Below are 23,311 nucleotides of genomic sequence, written 5' to 3' on the forward strand. Positions count from 1 at the left end.
GATGGCCGAATCTTTCGTTCGCAGCTACGTCTACGACGCCTTGATCCTGGACCGGCTGCTGCCCGACGGCGACGCCCTGGTCCTGCTGCGGCGCTGGCGCGGCGAGGGCCTGGGCGCGCCGGCGTTGTTCCTAACCGCCTGCGATCAGGTCGACGACCGCATCGAAGGCCTGGCCAGCGGCGCCGACGACTATCTGATCAAGCCGTTTTCGATGGACGAGCTGATGGCGCGGATCGCGGCGATCGCCCGTCGCGGCGGTTCCATCCGACCCACCCGGCTGCGGGTCGGCGATCTGGAGATCGACCTGGGCCGGCGCGAAGTGCATCGGCGCGGGGTGCTGTTGCCGCTGCGGCCGAAGGAGTTCGCGGTGCTGCAGCGGCTGGCCGAACGCGCCGGCCGGGTGGTGTCGCGCAGCGAGCTGATCGCCGGCTGCTGGGGCGAGGACCGCGAGCCGGCTTCGAACGCCGAAGAAGCGGTGATGGCCGCGTTGCGGCGCAAGCTCGGCGATCCCTCGCCGCTGCGCATGGTGCGCGGCGCCGGCTATGCGCTCGAAGACGGCCCGCTTGAGGGCGGCGATGGCCCCCAGGCTCCGTGACCGCCGGCTGCGCGCCGTCGCGCGGCGCCCGCGCTTCGGTAACCGGCGACCCGATGCAGACCGCCCCCTGTACCGCAACGGCGGCATGGCGCATCGCGTGATCCAGCAGCAACCGGCGGCGCTCCGAATCGAGCGCGGCACCGCGCCGATGCGCCGGGGCGGCCTGGGAGGGGGAGTCGGCGCAGGTCGAGCGCGCGCGATGCCAAGGCGATGCCGACGGTTGCCGGACATGATTGGAGCGCAGGGCTGAATGGAGGATTCGGGGGCCGGGTCGGCCGGCCGACGGAAGGCGGGGAGCCGAGGCCGATTAGGAGGATGATGGTCGCAGGGCCGGACGCGTGTCCGGCCGATGGAGGCGCGCCGTGGCGACCCAAAACATGGCCTGGTTCATTACCGCCTGCGACGACCGTGGCCAATGCGGCGATCTGCTGTGCATCCGTTCCAGCGACGTAACCTCGCTTGGCGATGGGACCGAGAAAACCGAGCAGTTGTCGATCTCGATCCGCAATCGCGAAGGCAGGGCGCTGAGGCGGCGTAGCGAAGGCATCTACGTCGACGATGGGGTGAACAGAGTCTATTGGTCGCAAGATCCTTCCGCGCCCTAGCCGACTATCGGCCAGGGGCGGGGAAAAGGTTGACGCGATCGATGCCGTGGATCGCGGCGTTGCTCGCATACAGGTTGGGCAGGGTGACCTTGGCGGCGCCGACCATCACTTGCTTGTCGATCGCCTGGATCGCCAGGCTGTTCCCATGCAGGGTCTTGAGCGAATCCCAACGCTCGAACTCGGCGACGGTCTTGCGTTTCGGGACGATGTGGTGGCACAGCAGGTCGACCAGGCGCTGCTTGTTCTCGGCCAGGAACAGCGATTCGAGATAGCCCGGCGGAAGCTCGGCGAATGCGGCGTCGGTGGGCAGGAAAGCCGTGAACGGGCCCGGCCCATCGAGCAGATCGCGCAATCCGGCGCGCTCGGCCGCGTCGCAGAAGATCGCGAAGGATCCCTGTTCGGCCGCGACGTCGAGCAGTTTCTTCGCGGCCGGTTCGGGGCGTGCAATGGCGGTGATCCGCGGCATCGTGCCGGCGGACGGAGCGTGGGAATTCATGGGGTCGGCCTTGTGTGGCAGCGCGACTGCGCGCGCTGCGATGGGTGGGGCGAGTCACCAGCCCCAGATGCCGATGGCCAGCAGCAGAAGGCAACCCGATATCGCGGTCGCCCAGTACGAGTAGATCATCGGGCCGCGATTGTCCTTGCAATACAGGGCGCCGCCGCGATCCAGGCTCAGGCGGAAGTTCCTGTCTCTGAGATAGATCATCAGCTTTCGCGCACCGCCTCGCTGGGTCGGCGGCGCTTCCCGCTCGGATTCGCGGCCGCGGTGGGCGTGGTCGTGCTGCTCGGGGTGCAGGTGGCCGAGCAGTTTCCAGAATCTGGCCTGGAGCAGGGATTCGATCGCGATGGCCGCAACGAACAGGATCAACGCGGACAGAGTGATCGCGTTCATTGCCGATCTCGCACGGCGATGCGCGGGCAGCGCCGCCGTCCGCTCGGATCCTGGCCAGGAAAGGGGCGGGGCGAGGCGCGATCGAAAAAATAGTGCCGCCACGGCGTGGCCGGCCTCAACGCGGCCGGATAGCGGCAGGGAACCGGCCAGCCTTCGCTCTCCGCGTCCTGGATCGCGCGCGCGTCCTGTCGGTCGAGATCGCGAGCCGCGTTGGAGCGAAGCAGTTCGAGGTGCGCGTGGGCGTACATGCCGTCCTCCGGCCTGCGGGCTGAGGAGCGGCTGGGAAGACGCTTCGGTGCTTGCAGGTAGCCACCATATCAGACCGCGCATTGCCCGGCGTGACGAGAGCGCCGCCTCGTCACAGCAAAGTAACGAGGCCAAGCGCATGTTGGGCGGGTTGCGGTGCAATGCCGCAACGGCTGCTCAAGCCGCGCCGCACGTCCACTCACTCTCCGCATTGAGTTATCGCTCCTGATCTTTCAGGGGCATCGGCTTCGGCCATCCTCGATTCGCCGAAAGCGGATCCACCAGCAGGTGACCTCCATGAATACCAATCAGAACTCCACCCCGAGCGCCAATCAAACCGCTGCCTCGACCCTCAGCGTGCTCGATACCGCCGCCGCCAACGGCTCGTTCGGCATTTTCGGTCGCGCGGTGGAAAAAGCCGGGCTCAAGGAAACCCTGGCCGGCCCGGGCCCGTTCACCGTCTTCGCCCCGACCGACGCGGCCTTCGACAGTCTGCCGGCCGGCAAACTGGACGAGCTGTTCAAGCCGGAAAACAAGGAACAGCTGAGCGCCATCATCAACTACCACGTCGTCAACGGCCGCCGCAGCGCGGCGGACGTCGGCAAGTGGGATGCGGCCAGGACCGTCAACGGACAGCCGGCGCCGATCAAGCGCGACGGCGAGACCGTCAGCATCGATGGCGCGCGCATCACCGTGGCCGACCTGGCCTCGGCCAACGGGGTCGTGCATGGCATCGACAAGGTCAACCTGCCGGCGGCGAAGAAGAACTGACCCGGGCGCGGGCCAGGGATGGCCTCGACCGAAAGCTCAAGCGAAAGGCCAGCGCAAGCTGGCCTTTTCGTTGCGGCGCCTGCCCGGTCCGCATCGGATCGTGTCCGCGTGTGCGCCGTCTCGATCTGCGCGGCGAACACGCACGCCGGCTTCGCAAGCGCGAGGCCGAGTTCGAGCGCGAGCAGGACTGCACGGGCGAGGTCCAGGCCGACGCACCGGCACCCGGCCTACTCCCGGGTCGCGACCGCCGCTGCCGGAGCGGTAAGCGGCGGCGACGCGCGGGCATCCGCGGCGCGGGTCAAGGCGCGCGGGCGGCCTCGGACTGGGGGCGGCCCGGCACCGGGGCGACATCCAGGACATAGGCGACGCGGCCGCTGCGACCGGACCTCATGGTGCCGAACTCCGTCGCAGCGATGGCGAAACGGTAGCGTCCCGGCCGCGCCGGCTTGCCTTCGATCCGCGCGCAGTCCTCGCCGCGGGCATGCTCCAGCCGCAGCCCCTCGGGCAGTTCGCCGGACTCGATCTCGAACGCGGCGATCGGATTGCCGGGATTGGCAACGCAGATGGATGCGGCGTAGGCGGCCTGCGCCGCTGCGGCCGGCAGGGTCTCGGGCCGCAGGCGCAACTCGCGCCTGCATCCGGTCCCCGCCGCCGTCGCGATACACATCGCAGCCGCGAGCCAGATCGCGCTTGTCTTGACCTTGGGCATGGGGCCTTTGCATGATCGATCGCGTCCATCTTAGCCCCTGCTCGATTGAGGCGGCGGACGGACGCGCCGCCGCTCGAACTAGGCGCGGGGCGGGCGGTTGCGGACCGCCTCGCGGGCGGTATGGCCTGTCGCAAGGAGGGGAAGGCTTTGAAACGGTATTTATCGGCCGGCTTGGTGTTGCTGGGCGGCTGGCTGTCCGGCGCCGAGGCGTCGGCGCGTTGCATGGACGTCGAGAGCCGGGTCGCCGCCTGCCGGATCGCCGGGCAGGACAAAAGCCTGGCGATTTGCCTGGCCGGCGACGAAGCGGTCTACCGCTACGGCCTGGAGCAGGGACCGGACGAACTGGTGTTGCGCGCGCCGCTCGCGCAGCTTGGCTATTACCGTGCGGACGGCGCCCAGGGCACGATCGACGAGACGGTGGTGTTCGCCAACGGCGACCATGCCTATCGGGCCCGCTTCGGCTTTCGCGACGGCCAGGCGCCGGATCCGACCGAGCTGCGCAAGATCGGCGAGCTGCAGGTCCAGCGCAAGGGCGACACGGTCGCCGCCCTGACCTGCGCCGCGGACAGCATCGAGCGGGTTCCCGAGCTGCTGCTCGACCGGATGCGCAAGCTCGGGCGCACCCACGCCAGCGACGCGGTCGAGTTTCCCAATTACGACATCGAGTATCCCGGCCCGGTCGCGCAGTCGCCGGCCTGCGAACGCGACTCGAACGTGGACAGTTGCTGGAGCCAGGGCGTCTCCGCTGCGCGCGGCGGCGATCCGGCGCTGGCGCTGGGTTACTTCGACAAATCCTGCGACGCCGACCTGGGCCCGCAAGGCTGCTACGAAGCCGGCAAGCTGTACCTGCACAACCGCAAGCTGCGCGACTACCCGCGCGCTTACGAACGCCTCGGCCGGGTCTGCGCCAGCGACGACATCGGCCAGGGGCCCTACGCCTGCAAGTACCTGGGCTGGATGCATCACACCGGCATCGGCGCGCCGCGCGACACGGCCCAGGCCTGGACCTATCTGTCCAAGGCCTGCTTCCTGCACAACCCGGATTTGTTCCTGGACGCCGAAGGCTGCCACTTCCTCGCCGAAGCGGCCTTGGCCGGAGCGCCGCGCAGCGAACGGCCGCAGCGCGTATCCGGCGAGCGCGGTCAGCTGGCCTATCTCGCGCTGGCGATGGGCTGCGCCGACGGCGCCGAGGGCATCTGCGCCCAGGCCAGGACGCTACTGTCCGACGCCCGCGCCGCATCTGCCGCCTGGGTCGCCGGTTGCGACGCGGACGCCGCGGCGTCGCCGCTCGGCGACTGCGCCGGCCTGATCGCGCCGCAGGCCGATTACGAAGCCAATCGGGCCTTGCGCAAACGGATTCTTTCGCGATTCCGCGACGCGTCGAGCGCGCTGGACGCGCCCTGAAAGCGCGCTGCCGTCGCCGCGTTCGAACCCGGCGGGCACGGCCGGCAAGCGGCGCAGGTGAGGCATGGCGCCGATGCCGAGGAGCTGCGCCGATCGCGCGACCGGCCTGCAGGCGAGGGCGGTTGTCTGGTTGGCGCTTGCTACGGCGGCTTGCCGCCGCCGTAGCGCAGGCACAAAAAAACCGGCGCGAGGCCGGCTTTTTCGTCGTATCAGATTGGTCGGGGAGACAGGATTTGAACCTGCGACTTCTACGTCCCGAACGTAGCGCTCTACCAGGCTGAGCTACACCCCGACTGCTGAGCCGCAAATTCTAGCGACGTCCCCCCGGGTGATGCAAGAGGGGCGATGCAAAAAATTCATCGCGACGGGTCCGGCCCCGATCAAAGCCCGCCCGGAGGCGGTTCCGGCGCTTTCGCCCCGGATCGGTCGTCGTGCCCCGGCGCGGCAAGCCAGGAGCGGGGCGGGACGTTAAACTGTTTGCGTCGGTTGCGCCAGCCGTTCGTCCGTCCGCGGACGGGCCCGGGCGCCGCCGCCGGCCCGTCCGCCCGACCCCATTGGAGTACCGCTTGATCAAGCCCCGCACCCCGCCCGGGGTCATGGAGCTCTTGCCCCGTGACCAGATCGCCTTCCAGCGCATGCTGGACACGATCCGCCGCAACTTCGAGCGTTTCGGCTTCCTGCCGATCGAAACGCCGGTCATGGAGCTGTCGGAGGTACTGCTGACCAAATCCGGCGGCGAGACCGAGCGCCAGGTCTATTTCGTCCAGTCCACCGGCGCGCTGGAGAAGAGCGCGCAGTCGGGCGAGCGCGGCGTGCCGGAAATGGCCCTGCGCTTCGACCTGACCGTGCCGCTGGCGCGTTACGTGGCCGAACACGAGCACGAATTGGCGTTCCCGTTCCGCCGCTACCAGATGCAGCGCGTGTACCGCGGCGAGCGCCAGCAGCGCGGCCGCTTCCGCGAGTTCTATCAGTGCGACATCGACGTGATCGGCAAGGACGCGCTCAGCGTGCGCTACGACGCCGAGCTGCCGGCGGCGATCTACGCGGTGTTCTCCGAGCTCAACATCGGCGCCTTCACCATCCAGCTGAACAACCGCAAGCTACTGCGCGGCTTCTTCGAAGCCCAGGGCGTGGCCGATGCGCAGCAGCAGGCGCTGGTGCTGCGCGAGGTCGACAAGCTGGACAAGCGCGGCGCCGACTACGTGCGCGAGACCCTGACCGGGCCGGAGTTCGGCCTGGCCGCGGATGCGGTCGCCACCATCCTCGACTTCGTCGCGATCCGCTCGACCTCGCACGAGGACGCGCTGGCGCGCCTGGCCGCGCTGGGCGAGGGCAACGAATCGCTGCGCCAGGGCGTGGCCGAGCTGCGCGAGGTGCTGGAGCTGGTGCGCGCGCTGGGCGTGCCGGAAAAGAACTACGCACTGAACTTCTCGATCGCGCGCGGCCTGGACTACTACACCGGCACCGTCTACGAGACCACCCTCGACGACTACCCGCAGGTCGGTTCGATCTGCTCGGGCGGCCGCTACGAGGACCTGGCCAGCCACTACAGCAAGTCCAAGCTGCCCGGCGTCGGCATTTCGATCGGCCTGACCCGGCTGTTCTGGCAGTTGCAGGAAGCCGGCCTGGTCAGCACCGCCGACAGCAGCGTGCAGGTGCTGGTCACCCAGATGGACGAGGCCCACCTGCCGCACTGCCTGGCGATCGCCAACGAGCTGCGCCACGGCGGCCTCAACACCGAAGCGGTGATGGAAGCGTCCAAGCTCGGCAAGCAGTTCAAGTACGCCGACCGCGCCGGCATCCGCTTCGTGGTCGTGCTCGGCGAGGACGAACTGGCCAAGGGCACGGTGACGGTCAAGGACCTGCGCCGCGAAGACCAGTTCGAGGTCGCGCGCAGCGAACTCGCGCGCACCCTGCGGGTCGAACTCGAACAGTCGCGGGCCATGCAGTGACCCTCTCGCGCGCCGGTCGCGTCGGCAACGCCGGCCGTCCGGACGCGCCGACGCGCGCTCGCCGCGCGCGCTCCTCCCATCCCGCGCGGCGCTCCACGCCGACGCGGGATCGGGCGCCGGCTGCGGCCGGCTTCCACCCCGCGACCGGCAGCCGCCGGCGCGGTTCCCATCGTTCCATTGACGCACCGACTCCCGAGTATGCGCGGCCGGTTCCGGCCGTCGCAGATGATCGCCAGGGTGCGATGCGGAGAACCCACGCTTGAACAAGATCCAACTCGATGGCCGCTCTTTGACGCGGTCGCAGCTCGTCGCCGTGGCTTACGGCGCCCAGGTCGAACTGTCCGCGGCGCAACTGCCGGCGGTAGCGCGCGCGGCCGACTTCCTGGCCGAACAGGTGCGCCGCGAAGAACCCATCTACGGCGTTTCGACCGGCTTCGGCAGCAACGCCGACCGCCTGCTCGGCGCGCACCATCTGCGCGACCAACTGCCGGGCGCCAAGCGCAACCAGGAGACCCTGCACGAAGAACTGCAGCGCAACCTGATCGTGACCCACGCGGTCTGCGTCGGCGAGCCGTTCGCGCCGGAAATCGTCCGCGCGATGCTGTGCATCCGCGTCAACACCCTGATGCGCGGCCACTCCGGCATCCGCGTGCAGACCCTGCAGGCGCTGACCGACCTGCTCAACGCCGGCATCGTGCCGGTGGTGCCGCAGCTGGGTTCGGTCGGCGCCAGCGGCGACCTGGCGCCGCTGTCGCACCTGGCCATCGTCCTGCTCGGCGGCGGCGAAGCCTTCTATCAGGGCCAGCGCCTGCCCGGCGCCGAAGCGCTGGCGCGCGCCGGCCTGGCCCCGGTCAAGCTGTCCTACAAGGAAGGCCTGGCGTTGAACAACGGCACCGCGCAGATGCTGGCCTGCGGCGTGCTGGCCCTGGCCAAGCTCGAAGACCTGCTCGACACCGCCGACCTCGCCGCGGCGATGACCATCGACGCCTTCGCCGGCCGCCTGGGCGCGTTCGCCGAGGAAGTGCACGCGCTGCGCCCGCATCCGGGCCAGGTCGAGGTCGCCGCCAACCTGCGCAAGCTGCTGGCCGGCTCGACCCTGTCCGACATTCCCTACCACCTGGTGCCGCGTTTCCGCGCCTGGCAGCCGCAGAGCTGGGACACCCCGGCCGCGCAGCAGCTCAGCTTCGACATCGGCTGGGACTGGGTGCCGTTCGGCCAGCGCCACGGCCGCGAGAAGTTCTACAACCGCTTCCGCCCGTTCCGCGGCGGCAAGAAGCACCAGCCTCAGGACAGCTATTCGCTGCGCTGCATTCCGCAGGTGCACGGCGCGGTGCGCGACGCCATCGCCCAGGCCGCGCGGGTGCTCGAGGTCGAACTCAACTCGCTGACCGACAACCCGATCGTGTTCCCGGACGCGCAGGCCGAGCACGTCGAACAGCAGGTGATCTCGGCCGGCCATTTCCACGGCATGCCGCTGGCGCTGGCGATGAGCTACGTCAAGGCGGCGATCCCGGTGCTGGCGAGCATTTCCGAGCGCCGCCTCAACAAGCTGGTCGACCCGGCCACCAACGACGGCCTGCCGGGCTTCTTGATCGGCAACGAGGATTCGACCGAGTCCGGCCACATGATCGTGCAGTACACCGCCGCGGCGATCGTCAACGACCTGGCCAGCCGCGCCCATCCGGCCTCGGTGTACTCGATCCCGACCAGCGCGAATGCCGAAGACCACGTCTCGATGGGCGCCAACGAGGCGCGCCATGTGCTGGCGATGGCCGACGACCTGGGCAAGGTGCTGGCGCTGGAGCTGTACACCGCCGCCCAGGCGCTGGATCTGCGCCGCGACATGATCAACGCCGCGCGCGATCTGGCCGATCGCGCCGACGCCGCGACGCTGGCCGCCAAGATCGCCGGCGGCCCGCTGGCTGGCGGCGAGGATCACGCCGGCTTCCTGGCCGAAGTCGAAGGCTTGCGCGCCGAACTGGCCGCCGCCGACGAGTTCCGTCCGGGCCGCGCGGTCGCCGCCGCGCACGCGGCGCTGCGCGAAGCCATCCCGTTCCTCGACCACGACCGCGCCCTCGACGGCGAAGTCGCGACCGCGGTGCGGCTGGTGCGCGACGGCACCGTGCTCGACGCGGCCCGCGCTACGCTGCAGGGCTGAAGTCCCAGGCGCCTGTGCATTCCCTCTCCCGCTCGCGGGAGAGGGGTAGGGGGAGGGCGCGCGATGAACGCCAGCGGTGAAGGCCAGCGGTGAAAGGCAGGGGGCCCGTCATGCAGATCGTCCGTCACAACGACCGCGTTTTCACCTTGCGTCCGCTGCTGGCGCCGGACGAATGCGCCGAACTGATCGCCTTGGCTGAGGCGCACGGCTTCGAGCCTGCCGGCGTGCGCACCGCCGACGGCGGCCAGAAACCGATGGCGCACGTGCGCAACAACGAGCGCGCCGTGTTCGAATCGCCGCACTGGGTCGGCGCCCTGTGGCAGCGCCTGCGCGCGGTCGGCCTGCCGGCGTTGGACGGCGAAGTCGCGGCCGGCTTGCCGCGCGCCTTGCGCTTCTACAAATACGGCCCGGGCCAGCGCTTCCGCATGCACAAGGACGGCCCCTGGAGCGAAGACGGCCGGCTCAGCCGGTTGACCCTGCTGGTCTATCTCAACGACGGCTTCGGCGGCGGCGACACCGACTTCCGCCAGTTCCGGGTCGTGCCGCGCGCCGGCGACGGCCTGCTGTTCGTCCACGACACCTGGCACGAGGGCGCGGCGGTCGAGTACGGCACCAAGTACGCGCTGCGCTCGGACGTGATGTACGCGCCGCCGGCATAAGCGGCGCGCGGTTCAGGACGCCAACCGCTCCGCCCCCCAGACCCGCACGCAGTCGCGGCCGTCGGCCTTGGCCAGATACAGCGCCTGATCGGCGAATTGCAGGGCCGCCTCCACCCCCAGATCCGCATCCGGCGCGATCTCGTGCACGCCGATGCTGGCGGTGACCGGGATGTCGCGGCTGCGGCTGGGGCAGGGCTGGGCGGTGAGGCGTTCGCGCAGTTCCTCGGCGACCCGGGCGCCGGCATCGAGATCGTGGTCGGGCAGCACGGCGACGAATTCCTCGCCGCCGAAACGCGCCAGCAGGGCGTGGTGCGGAATCAGCACCTGGGCGATCAGGCCCGCGGCCCAGCGCAGGCATTCGTCGCCGATCAGATGACCGTAGCGGTCGTTGATCTGCTTGAAGTGGTCCAGGTCGATCATCATCAGCACCAGCGGCCGGCGTTGGCGGCGCGAGCGGTGCAGCAGCGATTCGAAGGCCTCGCGGAAATGGCTGCGGTTGTGCAGGCCGGTCAGCGCGTCGCGCTGGCTGGTTTCGCGCAGCCGTTCGTGCGCGTCCTCGAGTTGGACCAGGGCCTGGCGCAGCTCCAGCGTGCGCAGCTCGACCTTGTGCTCGAGCTGGTCGCGCGCCTCGCGCACGATCCGCTCGTTCTCGCTGCGCAGCGACGAGTAGCGGTAGCCCAGGGCGACCGAAAGCAACAGCATTTCCAGGGCCGAGCCGATCTGCACCCCGTATTCGGTGATGAACATCTTCGGCAGCAGGTCGAAGGCGATCGCGGCGAACATGCCGGTGCCGAGCAGGAACGCCGACCACGCCAGCAGGAACAGCCGCGCCGGCTTGTAGCCGCGGCGCATCGCGACCAGGCTCTCGACCGCGATCCAGGCGATGCTGACGAACACCGCAGCCGAGGCGATCGGGGTGGCCACGCGATAGGGCAGGCGGGGCGCGGCCAGGCCGAGCACCACGAAGAACGCGATCATCGCCAGGCCGACGTAGTCGCCGCCGCGCCAGCGTTGGCGCAGGCCGAGGAACTCGCGCGCGAACTGCTGCATGCCGATCTGGGCCAGGCAGATCGACAACGGCACCGAATGGTCGGCCAGCCAGGGCGACTGCGGCCACAGGTATTCGAAGCCCAGGCCGTTGAGGGTCAGCAACACCAGGCCGAAGGCGCAGATGTGGAACAGGTACCAGAAGTAGCTGGAGTCGCGCAGGCTCAGCCACAGCACCAGGTTGTAGAAGAACAACGCGGCGAGGATGCCGTAGTACAGGCCGATGCCGAGCTGAGCGTCGCGCGCCAGTTCGGTGAACGCGCTGGGGGTGTACAGGGTCAGCGGCACCTGCATCGAGCTTTGGCTGCGCACGCGTACGAACACGTCGACGGTCTCGCCGGCCGGCAGATCGATCCAGAAATTCGGATGGCGGTAGCGGATCGCGCGCGCCGCGAACGGCAGGCTGTCGCCGCCGGCCTGGTAGGTCGCGACGCCGTCGGCGCCCGCGGTGTACACGTCGAGCCGGTCGCTGAGCGCGAACTCCTGCACCAGCAGCCAGCGCGGCACTTCGGCGTTGCGGTTGCGTACCGCGATGTGGAACCAGAATGCGCCAGGCTGGAACCCGAACGAGTTGCGCCCGCCGGGCAGGGGCTGGAAGCGGCCGTCGAGCATCGCCTGGCGCGCGCCGTCGAGTTCCAGCCGGCCGCCCGGGTCGTGGTAGTAGGCGGTGAACGGCGCCAGCTCGACCGCGCGCGTGGCGCGGCCCAGGTCGAGCACGCTATGCGCCTGCGCCGGCAGGGACGCGGTGAGCAAGGTCCACGACAGGGCGAGGCAGAACAGGCGGAGCGCCGCGGCAGCGCGGCGCAGGCGGACGGGCACGGCGGACTGGGTCGTGTTCATCTTCCATGGCGGTGACGGACGCAGGCCGTTGCGTCGCGCGGACGGGAGGCGCCCGCGGAGGGGGCGCGGGCAGGGCGTGTTCTGGGTCTTAACGCGATTCGCGGCCGGTTCAGGCCGGGCTTGACGATCTTCGCTGTGGCCGCTAATGTATTAACGCGTTAGTACATTAATGCATTTGTGATCCGGTCGTCGGGTCTGGATGCGCCACTGCCTCGCAACGCCAGCCGAATCTCCTGCATGAAGCGCCGCGCCACCGATCTCGACCAAAGCCAGGACGCGCTCGCCGATCTGGCCGACGCTTTCGCCGGATTGCGCAGCGCCGAGCAGGTGCGGGCCTTCCTGGAAGACCTGTGCACGCCGGCCGAGCTGGAAGCGATGAGCGACCGCTGGCGGGTCGTGCCGTTGCTGGAGCAGGGCGTGCCTTATCGCGAGATCCACGACCGCACCCAGGTCAGCGTGACCACCATCGGCCGCGTCGCGCGCGTGCTCGAGCGCGGTGCCGGCGGCTACGCCGCGGCCCTGCACCGCCGCCCCGGCCGACACCGCTGATCGCGCTCTGCGCGTCGCGGCCCCTGCGCCGCGGCCCGCGTCAGTTCCCTCCTTGTCCGTTAGCCGCTCGCCCCGCATCCCCACCGAGACCCGTCCATGAGCCCTCCCGCCAGCGCCGTCGCGCGTGACCGCCTGCGCATCGCGATCCAGAAGTCCGGCCGCCTCGCCGACCCGGCGCGCGCCCTGCTGAGCGCCTGCGGCCTGAGCTGGCGCGAAAGCCGCGACCGCCTGTTCTGCTACGGCGAGACCTTGCCGGTCGACCTGCTGCTGGTGCGCGACGACGACATCCCGGGGTTGATCGCCGATGGGGTCTGCGATCTCGGCGTGGTCGGCCGCAACGTGCTGCTGGAACAGGACGGCGATCGCCGCGGCAACGGCCGCGCGGCGGCGTTCCGCGAGTGGCGTCCGCTCGGGTTCGGCGCTTGCCGGCTGGCGATCGCGGTGCCCGACGCCTGGCACTGGGAAGGGCCGCAGCAGCTCACCGGCAAGCGCATCGCCACCAGCTACCCGGCATTGCTGAGCCAATGGTTGGCCGAGCAGCGCATCGAGGCGCAGGTGGTGCTGCTGTCGGGGTCGGTCGAGATCGCGCCGCGCCTGGGCCAGGCCGAGGCGATCTGCGACCTGGTCTCCAGCGGCGCGACCCTGGCGGCTAACCAGCTCAAGGCGGTGCAGACCCTGGTCGAAAGCGAGGCGGTGCTGGCCGGCCCGGTCGAACGGTTCGACGACGTCCGCGGCGAACTGGCCGACCTGTTGCTGCGCCGGCTCGACGGCGCGATGCGGGTGCGCAACAGCAAGCTGCTGATGTTCCAGGCCCCGCGCGACCTGCTCGACGAACTGCTGCCGCTGCTGCCGGACGCCGAGGCGCCGACGGTGATGCGCCTGGACAACGACGACAGTGTCGCCCTGCAGGCCTTGTGCCACGGCGCGGTGACCTGGCAGCGGCTGGAGGAACTCAAGCGCGCCGGCGCGCGTGGCCTGATGGTGCTGCCGGTGGAGGGCATGCTGGCATGAGCGCGCGCATGCAACGTCTGCTTTGGAACGCATTGGACGAGGCCGCGCGCGAGCAGGCCCTGCGCCGCCCGGCGCAACAGACCCGCGCCGATACCGCCGCGGCGGTGGCGGAGATTCTCCAGGCGGTGCGCTGCGACGGCGATGCCGCCCTGCGCCGCTATGCCGAGCGCTTCGACGGCCGCGCGCCGGAGCGCTTCGCGGTGTCGGCCGGGGAGTTCGAACAGGCCGAACGCTCGTTGAGCCCGGCGCTGCGCTCGGCGATCGACGAGGCCGGCGAGCGCATCGCCCGTTTCCACGAAGCCGGCATGACCCGGCCCTATGCCCTGGACACCGCCGAGGGCGTGCGCTGCGAACGCGTGCTGCGGCCGATCCGCCGGGTCGGCCTGTACGTGCCGGCCGGCTCGGCGCCGCTGCCCTCGACCGCGCTGATGTTGGGCGTGCCGGCGCAACTGGCCGGCTGCCCCGAGGTCGCCCTGTGCACGCCGCCGCGCGCCGACGGCAGCGCCGATCCGGCGGTGCTGTACGCCGCGCGCCGCTGCGGCATCGAGCGCGTGTACAAGCTCGGCGGCGCGCAAGCCATCGCCGCGATGGCCTTCGGCACCGCCAGCGTCGGCAAGTGCGACAAGCTGTTCGGGCCCGGCAACGCTTACGTCACCGAGGCCAAGCGCCAGGTCGCCCTGCTCGAGGGCGGGGCGGCGATCGATCTGCCGGCCGGCCCCTCCGAAGTGCTGGTGATCGCCGATGCCGGCGCACGCGCCGACTTCGTCGCCGCCGACCTGCTGTCGCAGGCCGAACACGGCCCGGATTCGCAGGTGATCCTGCTCAGCGACGATGCGGCCCTGCTGGATGCGGTGGACGCCGAACTCGAACGCCAGCTCGCGGTCTTGTCGCGCGCCGACACCGCGCGCGCCGCGCTGGGCGCGTCGCGCTCGATCCTGGTCGATTCGATCGACAGCGCGCTTGCGGTCAGCAACCGCTACGCGCCGGAACACCTGATCCTGGCCCTGCGCGACGCGCGCGCCTGGCTGGGCGAAGTCGAGGCCGCCGGTTCGGTGTTCCTCGGCGACTGGGCGCCGGAAGCGCTCGGCGATTACTGCAGCGGCACCAACCACGTGCTGCCGACCAGCGGTGCGGCGCGCTATGCCGGCGGCGTCAACGTGGCCAGCTTCCAGGTCGCGATCACGGTGCAGGAGGTGCAGCCGCAGGGCTTGCGCGCGATCGGCCCCTGCGCGGTCGAGCTGGCCACGGCCGAAGGCCTGGACGCGCACCGCGAGGCGGTGGCGCTGCGCTTGCGCGCGGTGGCGGCATGAGCGATCAATCTTCGATGAGCGACCAGGCGATGAACGACGATCCGGTACTGCTGCTGCGCGAAGACTTGCGCGATTTCGCCGGCTACAGCTCGGCGCGCAGCGAAAAGCGCGACGGCCGGGTCTGGCTCAACGCCAACGAGGCGGCCTGGCCCAGCGTGGCCGACGGCGAAGGCGCGGTGCGCCGCTACCCCGATCAGCAGCCGGCGGCGCTGCGCGAGCGCCTGGCCCGGCTGTACGGCTGCGAGCCGCAGCAACTGCTGGCCGGGCGCGGCAGCGACGAGGCCATCGACCTGCTGGTACGGGCGCTGTGCCGCCCCGGCGGCGACGCGATCGCGATCACCCCGCCGACTTTCGGCATGTACGCGGTCTGCGCGCGCCTGCACGGCGTGCGCACCATCGAGGCGCCGCTGCGCGATACGCCCGACGGCTTCTCCTGCGATTTCGCCGCGCTCGCCGACACGGTCGAGCGCGAGGCGGTCAAGCTGGTGTTCCTGTGCTCGCCGGGCAATCCCTCCGGCAGCTTGTTGCCGTTGCCGCAGATCGCCGCTTTGGCGCGGCGCCTGCGCGGCCGCGCCCTGGTGGTGGTCGACGAGGCCTACATCGAGTTCGCCGAGGGCGCCTCGGCGGTGAGCCTGCTCGGCAGCGAACGCAACATCGCCGTGCTGCGCACCCTGTCCAAGGCGCACGCATTGGCCGCGGCGCGGATCGGCACGGTGATCGCCGATGCCGGGCTGATCGCCGCGCTGCAGCGCTGCCAGGCGCCGTACCCGTTGCCGACCCCCTGCGTCGGTTTGGCCCTGCGCGCGCTGGCCGAAGTGCCCCTGAACACCACCAAGGCGCGCACCGCCACCGCGATGAGCGAGCGCGAGCGCCTGGCCGAGGCCTTGCGCGGCCTGCCCGGCGTGCGCCGGGTCTATCCCTCGCAGGCCAACTTCCTGCTGGTGCGCTTCGACGACGCCCAGAGCGCGTTCGATGGCCTGCTCGACACCGGCGTGGTGGTGCGCGATGTGCGCGCCGCGCCGCAACTCGGCGATGCGCTGCGCATCAGCCTGGGCACGCCGGAGCAGAATGCCGCGGTGATCGAGGTGCTGAGCCGGATCGCGCGCCGGGCCGGAGTCGCGGCATGAGCGCGGGCACGCCGATCCTGTTCGTCGATCGCGACGGCACCCTGATCGAAGAGCCGGCCGATTTCCAGATCGACAGCTACGCCAAACTGCGCTTCGTGCGCGGGGTGATCCCGGCGATGCTGAAGCTGCGCGACGCCGGCTACCAGTTCGTGATGGTCACCAACCAGGACGGCCTGGGCACCGAGTCCTATCCGCGCTGGAGCTTCGACGGTCCGCACGAGCTGATGATGCAGGTGTTCGAAAGCCAGGGCATCGTGTTCCGCGAGGTGTTGATCGACACCAGCTTCCCGGCCGAGAACCGGCCCACGCGCAAGCCCGGCATCGGCCTGGCGCTGCACTTGCTGAAAGACCGCAGCATCGATTGGCAGCGGTCGGCGATGGTCGGCGATCGCGAAACCGACAACGGCTTCGCCGCCAACCTCGGCGTCCGCGCGTTCCAACTGCGCACCGAGCAGTTCGGCGGCGAGTGGGACTGGGCCGGCATCGCCCACGCCTTGGCCGACCGGCCGCGCACCGCGCGGGTGCAGCGCAATACCCGCGAGACCCGGATCGAGGTCGCGCTGGACCTGGACCGCGCCGCCGAGCCGCGGGTCGCGACCGGGCTGGGTTTCTTCGACCACATGCTCGAGCAGATCGGCAAGCACGGCGGCTTCGCCCTGGAGCTGCGCTGCGAGGGCGACCTGCACATCGACGAGCACCACACCATCGAGGACAGCGCCCTGGCGTTGGGCCAGGCCCTGCGCGAGGCGCTGGGCGACAAGCGCGGCATCGGCCGTTACGGCTTCGACGCCGCGGCGGGCGGCGAGGGCGAAGGCGAAGGTGTTCAGGAAAAAAGCACACTTATTCGGCAGGCCGATGTCGTCTTGCCGATGGACGAGACCCTGGCGCGGGCCGCGCTGGATTTCTCCGGCCGGCCGTACTTCGTGTTCTCCGGCGCGTTCGCGCGCGAGCGCGTGGGGGATTTCCCTACCGAGCTGGTGGCGCACTTCTTCCGCTCGTTGTGCGAAACCGCCGGCCTGAACCTCAATCTGAACGTGGAAGGTGATAACGATCACCACAAGATTGAGGCATGCTTCAAGTCGGTGGCGCGTGCGCTGCGTCAGGCGATCCGTCGCGAAGGTCGCGAGCTGCCGAGTACGAAAGGGGTTCTGTAATGACGTGGGTGGTAGTAGTGGATTCGGGGGGGGGGAACGTCGGCTCGGTGCGTTATGCATTGGAGCGGTTGGGCGCGCGTTCGATCCTGAGCGCGGACCCAGCGACGATCGCCTCCGCCGATCGCGTGATCCTGCCGGGCGTGGGCGCCGCCGCCCCCGCCATGGCGCGTCTGCGCGAGCGAGGCCTGATCGACCCGATCCGCCGCTTGCAACAGCCCTTGCTCGGGATCTGCCTGGGAATGCAGCTGTTGTACGAGTCCTCGGAGGAGGGCGAGGTGGAATGCCTCGGCCTGCTTCCGGGCCGTATCACCCGACTGCCATCAGGACCAGGAGTGCGTGTGCCACACATGGGCTGGAACCTCCTCCGCCAACGCGCGCCGCGAGACCGCGGCGACGCCCTGCTCGCCGGGCTCGGCGAGCGCGACCAGGCCTATTTCGTCCACAGCTACGCCGCACCGGTGACCCAGGACACCCTGGCCAGCGCCCGCTACGGCGTCGACTTCACCGCCGTGGCCGGGCGCGGCAACTGCTACGGCGCCCAGTTCCACCCCGAACGCTCCGCCGCGGTCGGTTCGCGCCTGCTCGCGAACTTCCTGGCCCTGGAGGGGTGAACATGGGCAACGCCACCTTGTATCCCGCGATCGACGTGCGCGACGGCCGGGTCGTGCGCCTGCACCAGGGCGACTACGCCCAGGAAACCCGCTACGAGACCGAACCGCTGGCGCTGGCCACCCGCTATGCCGAGGCCGGCGCCAAGTGGCTGCACCTGATCGACCTGGACGCCGCCCGCTACGGCGGCTACACCCTGGCCCCGCTGCTGCGCGCGATCACCACCTCCAGCTGGATGCGGGTGCAGACCGGCGGCGGCGTGCGCAGCGAGGCCGACGTCGAGGCGATCCTCGACGCCGGCGCCGACCGGGTCGTGGTCGGCTCGCTGGCGGTGAAGGAGCCCGAGCAGGTGATCGGCTGGTTCCGCCGCTTCGGCACCGAACGCATCACCATCGCCCTGGACGTGCGCCAGGCCGGCGACGGCGGCTGGGAACTGCCGGTGGCGGGCTGGACCGAGGCCAGCGGCGCGCGCCTGGAGCCGGTGCTGGAGCGCTACGCCGGCGCCGGCCTGCGCCACCTGCTGTGCACCGACGTATCGCGCGACGGCACCATGGCCGGGCCCAACCTGGACCTGTACCGGCACCTACACACGATCGCGCCGCAGGTCCAGGTGCAGGCCTCCGGCGGGATCCGCGACATCGCCGACATCGTCGCCGCCGACGGCGTCGGCTGCAGCGGCGCGGTGCTCGGCAAGGCCCTGATCGAAGGCCGGTTCCAGCTCGGCGACGCGCTGCGCCAGGTGCGCCGATGCTGAACGCCGCCGCGCCCGCGCCGAACCCGACCCCGCTGAGCCGGCGCATCGTGCCCTGCCTGGACGTGCGCGACGGCCGGGTGGTCAAGGGCGTGCGCTTCCGCGACCACGTCGACATGGGCGACATCGTCGAGCTGGCCCTGCGCTACCGCGACGAGGGCGCCGACGAACTGGTGTTCTACGACATCACCGCCAGCCCGCAGGGCCGCAGCGTCGACCGCGACTGGGTCGAGCGGGTCTCGCGCGCGATCGACATCCCGTTCTGCGTCGCCGGCGGCATCCGTTCGGTCGAGGACGCGCGCGGCGTGCTCAATGCCGGCGCCGACAAGATTTCGATCAACACGCCCGCACTGGAACGGCCGGCGCTGATCGGCGAGATCGCCGCCGAGTTCGGCGTGCAGTGCGTGGTGGTCGGCATCGACAGCCTGCGCGACCCCGACGGCGAATGGCGGGTGCGCCAGTACACCGGCGACCCCGACCGCACCCAGGCCCTGGCCCGGCGCACCCTGGACTGGGTGGTCGAGGCGCAGCGCCTGGGCGCCGGCGAGATCGTGCTCAACTGCATGGGCAGCGACGGCGTGCGCGGCGGCTACGACATCGAACAACTGTCTGCGGTGCGGGCGGTATGCGAGGTGCCCCTGGTCGCCTCCGGCGGCGCCGGCGCGATCGAGCATTTCGGTGCGGTGTTCCGCGAAGCCGACGTCGACGCGGCCTTGGCGGCCAGCGTGTTCCACTCCGGCAGCATCCGCATTCCGGTCCTCAAGGCAGTGTTGCGAGAGCAGGGTGTCCCAGTCCGCGAACTCCAATGACGCCGCCGCGTCCGGCCTGGACGCAGCGCAGATCGACGCCCTGGCCTGGGACAAGCAGGACGGCCTGTTGCCGGCGGTGATCCAGGACGCGGCGGACCTGCGCGTGCTGATGCTCGGCTACATGGACCGCGCCGCGCTCGACGCGACCCTGGCCAGCGGCCATGTGACCTTCTACAGCCGCAGCAAGCAGCGCCTGTGGACCAAGGGCGAAAGCTCCGGCCACTTTCTCGACCTGGTCTCGATCGAAACCGACTGCGACCGCGACACCTTGCTGGTGCGCGCGGTGCCGCACGGGCCGACCTGCCATCTCGGCCGGGTCAGCTGTTTTCCCGAGGCCCCCGGCGACGAGTTGGCCTTCCTCGGCGAACTCGACGAATTGATCGCCCGGCGCGAGCGCGAGCGTCCCGAGGGCAGCTACACCACCCACCTGTTCGCCAAGGGCGCGGCCGCGATCGCCAAGAAGGTCGGCGAAGAGGCGGTGGAGACCGCGCTGGCGGCGGTCGGCGAAGACGACGCGGCCTTATGCGCCGAAGCCGCCGACCTGTTGTTCCACCTGCAGGTGCTGTTGCGCGCGCGCGGCCTGTCGCTGGCCGACGCGGTCGCGGTGTTGCGCCAACGCCACGGCCAGCCGCATCGCGGCGCGCGCCGGCGCGAGGACTGAGGGCCAGACGCCGCCCCAGCGCCGCCGACTCAACTGATGTCGTTCTCGAACGCCGCCCGCGCCAGTCCGCCGATGGTCACCGACTGATCGCTGAGGAAGGCCTTCTCGAACCAGTTCAAGGTATTCCACTGGTCCTCGACGCCCTTGTGCATGTATTCCTTCTGCAGCTCGGAATACGGCGACACCGGGCCGGGCCCGTTCTGCGGGATCTCGCCGTTCTTCTTCTTGTCCATGTAGGTGTCGACCATGATGCCGGCGACGATGTTGTTGGACTTCTGCGTCTCCCAGCGCGCGCGCAGGTAATCGGCGGCGACGGCGAGATTGGTGTCGTAGAAGTGGCCCGGGGTCCAGCGCAGGTCGCGCAACTGTTCGAATGCGCCCTGGATGTCGTCGGGATGACGCTCCATCGCGTCCTTGATGTAAGCCTCGACCTTGCCGCGATCTTCCGGCGCCCACTGGGTCGCTTCGGTCTTGTAGGCCCCGATCGCCGACTCGATGGTTTCGCGCGACGCGGCGGGCAGGTCGGGATGACGCTCGAGGATCTTCTGTCCGTACTGCTCGACCAGTTGCGCCACCGTCGGCTCGCGTTCGGTCTTGCCGCGGCCGGGCAGGGCGAGGATCTGCAATTGGATCTCGACCGCGACCGCCTTGTCGATCGCGGCGCGGTCGTCGGCGAGCTGCGAGGCGCCGGCGCCCTGGCTCAGGTGGGTCTGGTACTGGCGGATCGCCCGGTCGGTGGCCTCCGAAGCGGTCGGCGGCTCGGGCGGTTCGGGGCGATAGGGGTAGGCGGTCGGTGCCGCCGCAGTGATCGGCGTGACCATGACGGACTCCAACGGGTTGGGGGAGACTCACCCTAGGACGCCGCATTCGCCGCGCACATCCGGGCCGTCCCTAGGCCTTTGTTAAGCCGGAACCGGCTTCGCAGCGGGTATCGGCCGAATCCGATACGCCTGCCCCTATAGCGGCGCCGTGAGCCGCGACCGAACGCAGCGGTGTGGGCGAGCCTCGCGGCCGAAACCCGGAGTCGCCGGGCCCCGGTGAGGTCGAGTGCCGTTTGGCTTCGGATAGCGCGCTTGCGTACGTCGCTTCGGTTGCCGCGGCCCACGCCGCCGCAGGAGCGGTGGGGCACGAGGCGTGCGCCCGCGCATAATGGGCCGTTCCCAAGGAGTTTTCGCATGCGCCCGATCGCGTCCGCCGCCCTGTTGTCCGCCCTGTTCGCTACGGCCGCCTCGGCGACGCCGCAGTGCGAGGGCACGGTCTATGCCGACCGCAATGGCAACGGGCGCCGGGACGCCGGGGACGCGGGATTGGCCGGGCAGCGGGTGTCCGACGGCGAAATCATCGTCGTGACCGATGCCCTAGGGCGCTACCGGCTGACGCCGCGCGAGGGAAGCAGCCAGTTCCTGATCAAGCCGGCGGGCTATCGGCTGCCGGCGCGCGGCAACGGGCTGCCCGATTACTGGCTCAACGTGCGCGAAAACGAAGGGCCCGCGCTGAAGTACGGCGGCATGCCGCGCAGCGAAGCGACGTGCCGGGACTACGGTCTGATCCCGCAGCGCGCGCAGGGCGGCGAGGATCTCGACGTGCTGGTGTTCGCCGACCCGCAGACCAAGAGCGCGGTCGACGTGGGCTACTACGAGCGGGCCATCGTCGAGCCGCTGGCGCGCGAGGGCGCGGCTGCCCGGTTGGGCCTGAGCCTGGGCGACATCACCCACGACGATCTGTCGCTGTATCCCCGGCTCAATGCCGCCACTGCGCGCCTGGGCGTGCCCTGGCTGCATGCGCCGGGCAACCATGATCTCGATTTCGACGCGGCCCGCGACGAGGACTCGCTGCTCAGCTTCCGCCACGTCTACGGCCCGGACACCTACGCCTGGGAAGAACCGCAGGCCAACTTCGTGGTGTTCGACGACGTGGTCTACCGGCCGGGGCCGAAGCCGGACTACATCGGCGGCCTGCGCGAGGACCAGTTCGTCTTTCTCGAACGTTACCTCGCCGATGCGCCGAAGCAGCGCCTGCTGGTGCTGGCCATGCACATTCCCTTGTTCGACGCCGCGCCGGGACGCGAGAGCTTCCGCCGTGCCGACCGCGAACGCCTGTTCGCGCTGTTGCGGCCGTTCCCGCACGTGCTGGTGCTGAGCGGGCACAGCCATGCCCAACGCCATGTCTTTCACGCCGCGGCGAGCGGCTGGCAGGGCGCCGCGCCGCTGCACGAGTACAACGTCGGCGCCGCCTGCGGGGCGTTCTGGTCCGGCGTGCGCGATGCCCAGGGACTGCCCGACAGCACCATGAGCGACGGCACCCCGAACGGCTACGCACGCCTGCGCATCGGCGCGGATGCGCGTTATGCGCTGAGCTGGCATCCGGCGCCGTCGGCCGGACGCGCGCTGGACGCGGACTCGGTGGCCAACGCGCACCTGCGCCTGTACGCGCCGAAGACCTTGCGCCGCGGCTCGTATCCGATCCGCGGCGTGTACGCCAATGCGTTCATGGGGCGCGAGGACAGCCGGGTGGAATTGCGTATCGACGGCGGCGAATGGACGCCGATGCGTCGGGTCGAACAGCCCGACCCGGCATTGTTGGCCGAAAACGCCCGCGACGACGGCGCCGAGCGCTTGCGCGGCTACGACCGCGCTGCGATCGCGATGCCGTCGGCGCATCTGTGGAACGCGGCGCTGCCGACCGATCTGGCGGCGGGAGAGCATGCGATCGAAGTACGGGTATTCGATGCGTGGCAGGGCGAGCAGCGCTTGTCCACGCGCTATCGCCTGATCGAGGCCGCACCGTGAGCGCCGCGCCCAAAGGCCCGGCCGACGACCTGCCGGTGATCGCCTTCGCCGATGCCGCGACGTTCGAGCGTTGGCTGGAAAGCGGTGCGGAGCCGCGCGGAGTGTGGCTGAAAATCGCCAAGAAAGGGCAGGGCGCGGTGACGGTGAACTACCAGGAGGCCCTGGACGTGGCCTTGTGCCACGGCTGGATCGACGGCCTCAAGCGCGGCCTGGACGAAGTGTATTTCCTGCAGCGATTCACTCCGCGCCGGCCGCGCAGCCTGTGGTCGAAGATCAACATCGGCAAGGTCGAACGGCTGATCGCCGAAGGCCGCATGCGCCCGGGCGGGCAGCGCGAGGTCGACGCGGCCCAGGCCGACGGGCGCTGGGCGGCGGCCTACGAATCGGCCAGCAAGATGAGCGTGCCCGAGGATCTGGCCCTGGCGCTTAAGCGCGAGCCGAAAGCCCGCAAGTACTTCCAGGCGCTGGACGGCGCCAATCGCTACGCGGTGTTGTGGCGAGTGCACACCGCGAAAAAGCCGGAGACGCGCGCGGCGCGGATCGCCAAGTTGGTGGCGATGCTGGCGCGCGGCGAGAAGATCCATTCCTGATGAAGAATTGACGCGGGCTTTACGCGCCGGACGGCGCTCGGGAATGGCGGCTTTACGCCGGCGCTTCCTACAT

The 23,311-nt window shown here is 70.2% G+C and carries 24 protein-coding genes and 1 tRNA gene; 18 read left to right on the forward strand and 7 right to left on the reverse strand.

The window, feature by feature from the left end; all coding sequences use genetic code 11:
• The coding region (locus TX83_RS19485; RefSeq protein ID WP_064749655.1) for a winged helix-turn-helix domain-containing protein at positions 1 to 595 on the forward strand (595 nt) is incomplete at its 5' end.
• A gap of 362 nt (positions 596 to 957) precedes the next feature.
• Positions 958 to 1,200, forward strand: coding sequence for a hypothetical protein (locus TX83_RS22980; protein ID WP_141233589.1), 243 nt, complete (start codon positions 958 to 960; stop codon positions 1,198 to 1,200).
• A gap of 4 nt (positions 1,201 to 1,204) precedes the next feature.
• On the opposite strand, the gene TX83_RS19490 is transcribed toward TX83_RS22980, so the two are convergent.
• Genes TX83_RS19490 through TX83_RS22985 form a run of 3 tightly spaced genes read right to left on the reverse strand, consistent with a single transcriptional unit; the run spans position 1,205 to position 2,340 of the window.
• On the reverse strand, positions 1,205 to 1,696 hold the full coding sequence (locus TX83_RS19490; protein WP_079248341.1) for a fasciclin domain-containing protein: 492 nt from the start codon (positions 1,694 to 1,696) through the stop codon (positions 1,205 to 1,207).
• Positions 1,697 to 1,750: 54 nt separating this feature from the next.
• Positions 1,751 to 2,092: a hypothetical protein gene (locus TX83_RS19495; RefSeq protein WP_064749657.1), complete on the reverse strand. Its 342-nt coding sequence runs from the start codon at positions 2,090 to 2,092 to the stop codon at positions 1,751 to 1,753.
• Positions 2,089 to 2,340, reverse strand: coding sequence for a hypothetical protein (locus tag TX83_RS22985; RefSeq protein ID WP_064749658.1), 252 nt, complete (start codon positions 2,338 to 2,340; stop codon positions 2,089 to 2,091). Before TX83_RS22985 ends, TX83_RS19495 begins: the two co-directional genes overlap by 4 nt.
• Positions 2,341 to 2,635: 295 nt before the next feature.
• Between TX83_RS22985 and TX83_RS19500 the strand changes: the two genes are divergently transcribed.
• The gene (locus TX83_RS19500) at positions 2,636 to 3,109 is read left to right on the forward strand and encodes a fasciclin domain-containing protein (protein ID WP_064749659.1); all 474 of its coding nucleotides are present in this window, start codon (positions 2,636 to 2,638) and stop codon (positions 3,107 to 3,109) included.
• A 298-nt stretch (positions 3,110 to 3,407) separates the two neighbouring features.
• Here the strand turns inward: TX83_RS19500 and TX83_RS19505 are convergent, their stop codons facing one another.
• On the reverse strand, positions 3,408 to 3,818 hold the full coding sequence (locus TX83_RS19505) for a hypothetical protein (RefSeq protein WP_141233590.1): 411 nt from the start codon (positions 3,816 to 3,818) through the stop codon (positions 3,408 to 3,410).
• Positions 3,819 to 3,965: 147 nt separating this feature from the next.
• Between TX83_RS19505 and TX83_RS19510 the strand changes: the two genes are divergently transcribed.
• On the forward strand, positions 3,966 to 5,222 hold the full coding sequence (locus TX83_RS19510) for a sel1 repeat family protein (protein WP_141233591.1): 1,257 nt from the start codon (positions 3,966 to 3,968) through the stop codon (positions 5,220 to 5,222).
• Between the two features lie 215 nt (positions 5,223 to 5,437).
• Here TX83_RS19510 and TX83_RS19515 read toward each other — a convergent pair.
• Positions 5,438 to 5,514, reverse strand: a tRNA-Pro gene (locus TX83_RS19515).
• Positions 5,515 to 5,788: 274 nt separating this feature from the next.
• Between TX83_RS19515 and hisS the strand changes: the two genes are divergently transcribed.
• The 3 genes from hisS (at position 5,789) to TX83_RS19530 (ending at position 9,991) form a co-directional block, all read left to right on the forward strand.
• Positions 5,789 to 7,174: a histidine--tRNA ligase gene (gene hisS / locus TX83_RS19520; RefSeq protein WP_064749662.1), complete on the forward strand. Its 1,386-nt coding sequence runs from the start codon at positions 5,789 to 5,791 to the stop codon at positions 7,172 to 7,174.
• A gap of 259 nt (positions 7,175 to 7,433) precedes the next feature.
• On the forward strand, positions 7,434 to 9,332 hold the full coding sequence (locus tag TX83_RS19525; protein WP_064749663.1) for an HAL/PAL/TAL family ammonia-lyase: 1,899 nt from the start codon (positions 7,434 to 7,436) through the stop codon (positions 9,330 to 9,332).
• A gap of 110 nt (positions 9,333 to 9,442) precedes the next feature.
• A complete protein-coding gene (locus TX83_RS19530; protein WP_075575279.1) occupies positions 9,443 to 9,991 on the forward strand; it encodes a prolyl hydroxylase family protein in 549 nt (182 codons plus the stop codon).
• A 12-nt stretch (positions 9,992 to 10,003) separates the two neighbouring features.
• On the opposite strand, the gene TX83_RS19535 is transcribed toward TX83_RS19530, so the two are convergent.
• Positions 10,004 to 11,878, reverse strand: coding sequence for a sensor domain-containing diguanylate cyclase (locus TX83_RS19535; protein WP_064749664.1), 1,875 nt, complete (start codon positions 11,876 to 11,878; stop codon positions 10,004 to 10,006).
• 237 nt (positions 11,879 to 12,115) lie between these two features.
• Here TX83_RS19535 and TX83_RS19540 point away from each other — a divergent pair, with 237 nt between their 5' ends.
• The 9 genes from TX83_RS19540 (at position 12,116) to hisIE (ending at position 19,859) form a co-directional block, all read left to right on the forward strand.
• Positions 12,116 to 12,427: a YerC/YecD family TrpR-related protein gene (locus TX83_RS19540; RefSeq protein ID WP_064749665.1), complete on the forward strand. Its 312-nt coding sequence runs from the start codon at positions 12,116 to 12,118 to the stop codon at positions 12,425 to 12,427.
• A gap of 96 nt (positions 12,428 to 12,523) precedes the next feature.
• Complete coding sequence (hisG, locus tag TX83_RS19545; protein WP_064749666.1) at positions 12,524 to 13,438, forward strand: ATP phosphoribosyltransferase; 915 nt, start codon at positions 12,524 to 12,526, stop codon at positions 13,436 to 13,438.
• Between the two features lie 8 nt (positions 13,439 to 13,446).
• The gene (gene hisD, locus TX83_RS19550; protein WP_064749684.1) at positions 13,447 to 14,748 is read left to right on the forward strand and encodes a histidinol dehydrogenase; all 1,302 of its coding nucleotides are present in this window, start codon (positions 13,447 to 13,449) and stop codon (positions 14,746 to 14,748) included.
• Entirely contained in the window at positions 14,745 to 15,875 is a 1,131-nt protein-coding gene (gene hisC, locus TX83_RS19555) for a histidinol-phosphate transaminase (protein ID WP_428992580.1), read from the forward strand. The genes hisD and hisC overlap by 4 nt, the downstream gene beginning before the upstream one ends.
• The gene (gene hisB / locus TX83_RS19560) at positions 15,872 to 17,029 is read left to right on the forward strand and encodes a bifunctional histidinol-phosphatase/imidazoleglycerol-phosphate dehydratase HisB (RefSeq protein WP_064749667.1); all 1,158 of its coding nucleotides are present in this window, start codon (positions 15,872 to 15,874) and stop codon (positions 17,027 to 17,029) included. Before hisC ends, hisB begins: the two co-directional genes overlap by 4 nt.
• Positions 17,029 to 17,640, forward strand: coding sequence for an imidazole glycerol phosphate synthase subunit HisH (gene hisH, locus TX83_RS19565; RefSeq protein WP_064749668.1), 612 nt, complete (start codon positions 17,029 to 17,031; stop codon positions 17,638 to 17,640). The genes hisB and hisH overlap by 1 nt, the downstream gene beginning before the upstream one ends.
• A 2-nt stretch (positions 17,641 to 17,642) precedes the next feature.
• On the forward strand, positions 17,643 to 18,392 hold the full coding sequence (gene hisA / locus TX83_RS19570) for a 1-(5-phosphoribosyl)-5-[(5-phosphoribosylamino)methylideneamino]imidazole-4-carboxamide isomerase (RefSeq protein ID WP_064749669.1): 750 nt from the start codon (positions 17,643 to 17,645) through the stop codon (positions 18,390 to 18,392).
• Positions 18,386 to 19,198 (forward strand): imidazole glycerol phosphate synthase subunit HisF, encoded by an 813-nt coding sequence (gene hisF, locus TX83_RS19575; protein ID WP_064749670.1) that lies wholly within the window; start codon positions 18,386 to 18,388, stop codon positions 19,196 to 19,198. Before hisA ends, hisF begins: the two co-directional genes overlap by 7 nt.
• 16 nt (positions 19,199 to 19,214) lie before the next feature.
• Positions 19,215 to 19,859 (forward strand): bifunctional phosphoribosyl-AMP cyclohydrolase/phosphoribosyl-ATP diphosphatase HisIE, encoded by a 645-nt coding sequence (hisIE, locus tag TX83_RS19580; protein WP_428992581.1) that lies wholly within the window; start codon positions 19,215 to 19,217, stop codon positions 19,857 to 19,859.
• 29 nt (positions 19,860 to 19,888) lie between these two features.
• On the opposite strand, the gene TX83_RS19585 is transcribed toward hisIE, so the two are convergent.
• Positions 19,889 to 20,680, reverse strand: a complete 792-nt coding sequence (locus TX83_RS19585; protein ID WP_095179441.1) for a hypothetical protein — start codon at positions 20,678 to 20,680, stop codon at positions 19,889 to 19,891.
• A gap of 354 nt (positions 20,681 to 21,034) precedes the next feature.
• Between TX83_RS19585 and TX83_RS19590 the strand changes: the two genes are divergently transcribed.
• Complete coding sequence (locus TX83_RS19590; protein WP_064749673.1) at positions 21,035 to 22,648, forward strand: calcineurin-like phosphoesterase C-terminal domain-containing protein; 1,614 nt, start codon at positions 21,035 to 21,037, stop codon at positions 22,646 to 22,648.
• Positions 22,645 to 23,238 carry a YdeI/OmpD-associated family protein gene (locus TX83_RS19595; protein WP_064749674.1) on the forward strand — a complete coding sequence of 198 codons (594 nt, stop codon included), beginning with the start codon at positions 22,645 to 22,647 and terminating at the stop codon, positions 23,236 to 23,238. The genes TX83_RS19590 and TX83_RS19595 overlap by 4 nt, the downstream gene beginning before the upstream one ends.
• The last annotated feature ends 73 nt before the right edge of the window (positions 23,239 to 23,311 follow it).

The sequence above is a fragment of the Lysobacter antibioticus HS124 genome (genome assembly GCF_000336385.2).
Lineage (GTDB): Bacteria > Pseudomonadota > Gammaproteobacteria > Xanthomonadales > Xanthomonadaceae > Lysobacter > Lysobacter firmicutimachus.

Coding starts and splice junctions, on each gene's coding strand:
- TX83_RS19535 (WP_064749664.1), bottom strand. CDS start 11,878: ATGAACACGACCCAGTCCGCCGTGCCCGTCCGCCTGCGCCGCGCTGCC.
- TX83_RS19530 (WP_075575279.1), top strand. CDS start 9,443: ATGCAGATCGTCCGTCACAACGACCGCGTTTTCACCTTGCGTCCGCTG.
- hisB (WP_064749667.1), top strand. CDS start 15,872: ATGAGCGCGGGCACGCCGATCCTGTTCGTCGATCGCGACGGCACCCTG.
- TX83_RS19500 (WP_064749659.1), top strand. CDS start 2,636: ATGAATACCAATCAGAACTCCACCCCGAGCGCCAATCAAACCGCTGCC.
- TX83_RS19540 (WP_064749665.1), top strand. CDS start 12,116: ATGAAGCGCCGCGCCACCGATCTCGACCAAAGCCAGGACGCGCTCGCC.
- TX83_RS19495 (WP_064749657.1), bottom strand. CDS start 2,092: ATGAACGCGATCACTCTGTCCGCGTTGATCCTGTTCGTTGCGGCCATC.
- hisH (WP_064749668.1), top strand. CDS start 17,029: ATGACGTGGGTGGTAGTAGTGGATTCGGGGGGGGGGAACGTCGGCTCG.
- hisF (WP_064749670.1), top strand. CDS start 18,386: ATGCTGAACGCCGCCGCGCCCGCGCCGAACCCGACCCCGCTGAGCCGG.
- hisA (WP_064749669.1), top strand. CDS start 17,643: ATGGGCAACGCCACCTTGTATCCCGCGATCGACGTGCGCGACGGCCGG.
- TX83_RS22985 (WP_064749658.1), bottom strand. CDS start 2,340: ATGTACGCCCACGCGCACCTCGAACTGCTTCGCTCCAACGCGGCTCGC.
- TX83_RS19505 (WP_141233590.1), bottom strand. CDS start 3,818: ATGCCCAAGGTCAAGACAAGCGCGATCTGGCTCGCGGCTGCGATGTGT.
- TX83_RS19585 (WP_095179441.1), bottom strand. CDS start 20,680: ATGGTCACGCCGATCACTGCGGCGGCACCGACCGCCTACCCCTATCGC.
- hisC (WP_428992580.1), top strand. CDS start 14,745: ATGAGCGATCAATCTTCGATGAGCGACCAGGCGATGAACGACGATCCG.
- hisD (WP_064749684.1), top strand. CDS start 13,447: ATGCAACGTCTGCTTTGGAACGCATTGGACGAGGCCGCGCGCGAGCAG.
- hisG (WP_064749666.1), top strand. CDS start 12,524: ATGAGCCCTCCCGCCAGCGCCGTCGCGCGTGACCGCCTGCGCATCGCG.
- TX83_RS19590 (WP_064749673.1), top strand. CDS start 21,035: ATGCGCCCGATCGCGTCCGCCGCCCTGTTGTCCGCCCTGTTCGCTACG.
- TX83_RS19490 (WP_079248341.1), bottom strand. CDS start 1,696: ATGAATTCCCACGCTCCGTCCGCCGGCACGATGCCGCGGATCACCGCC.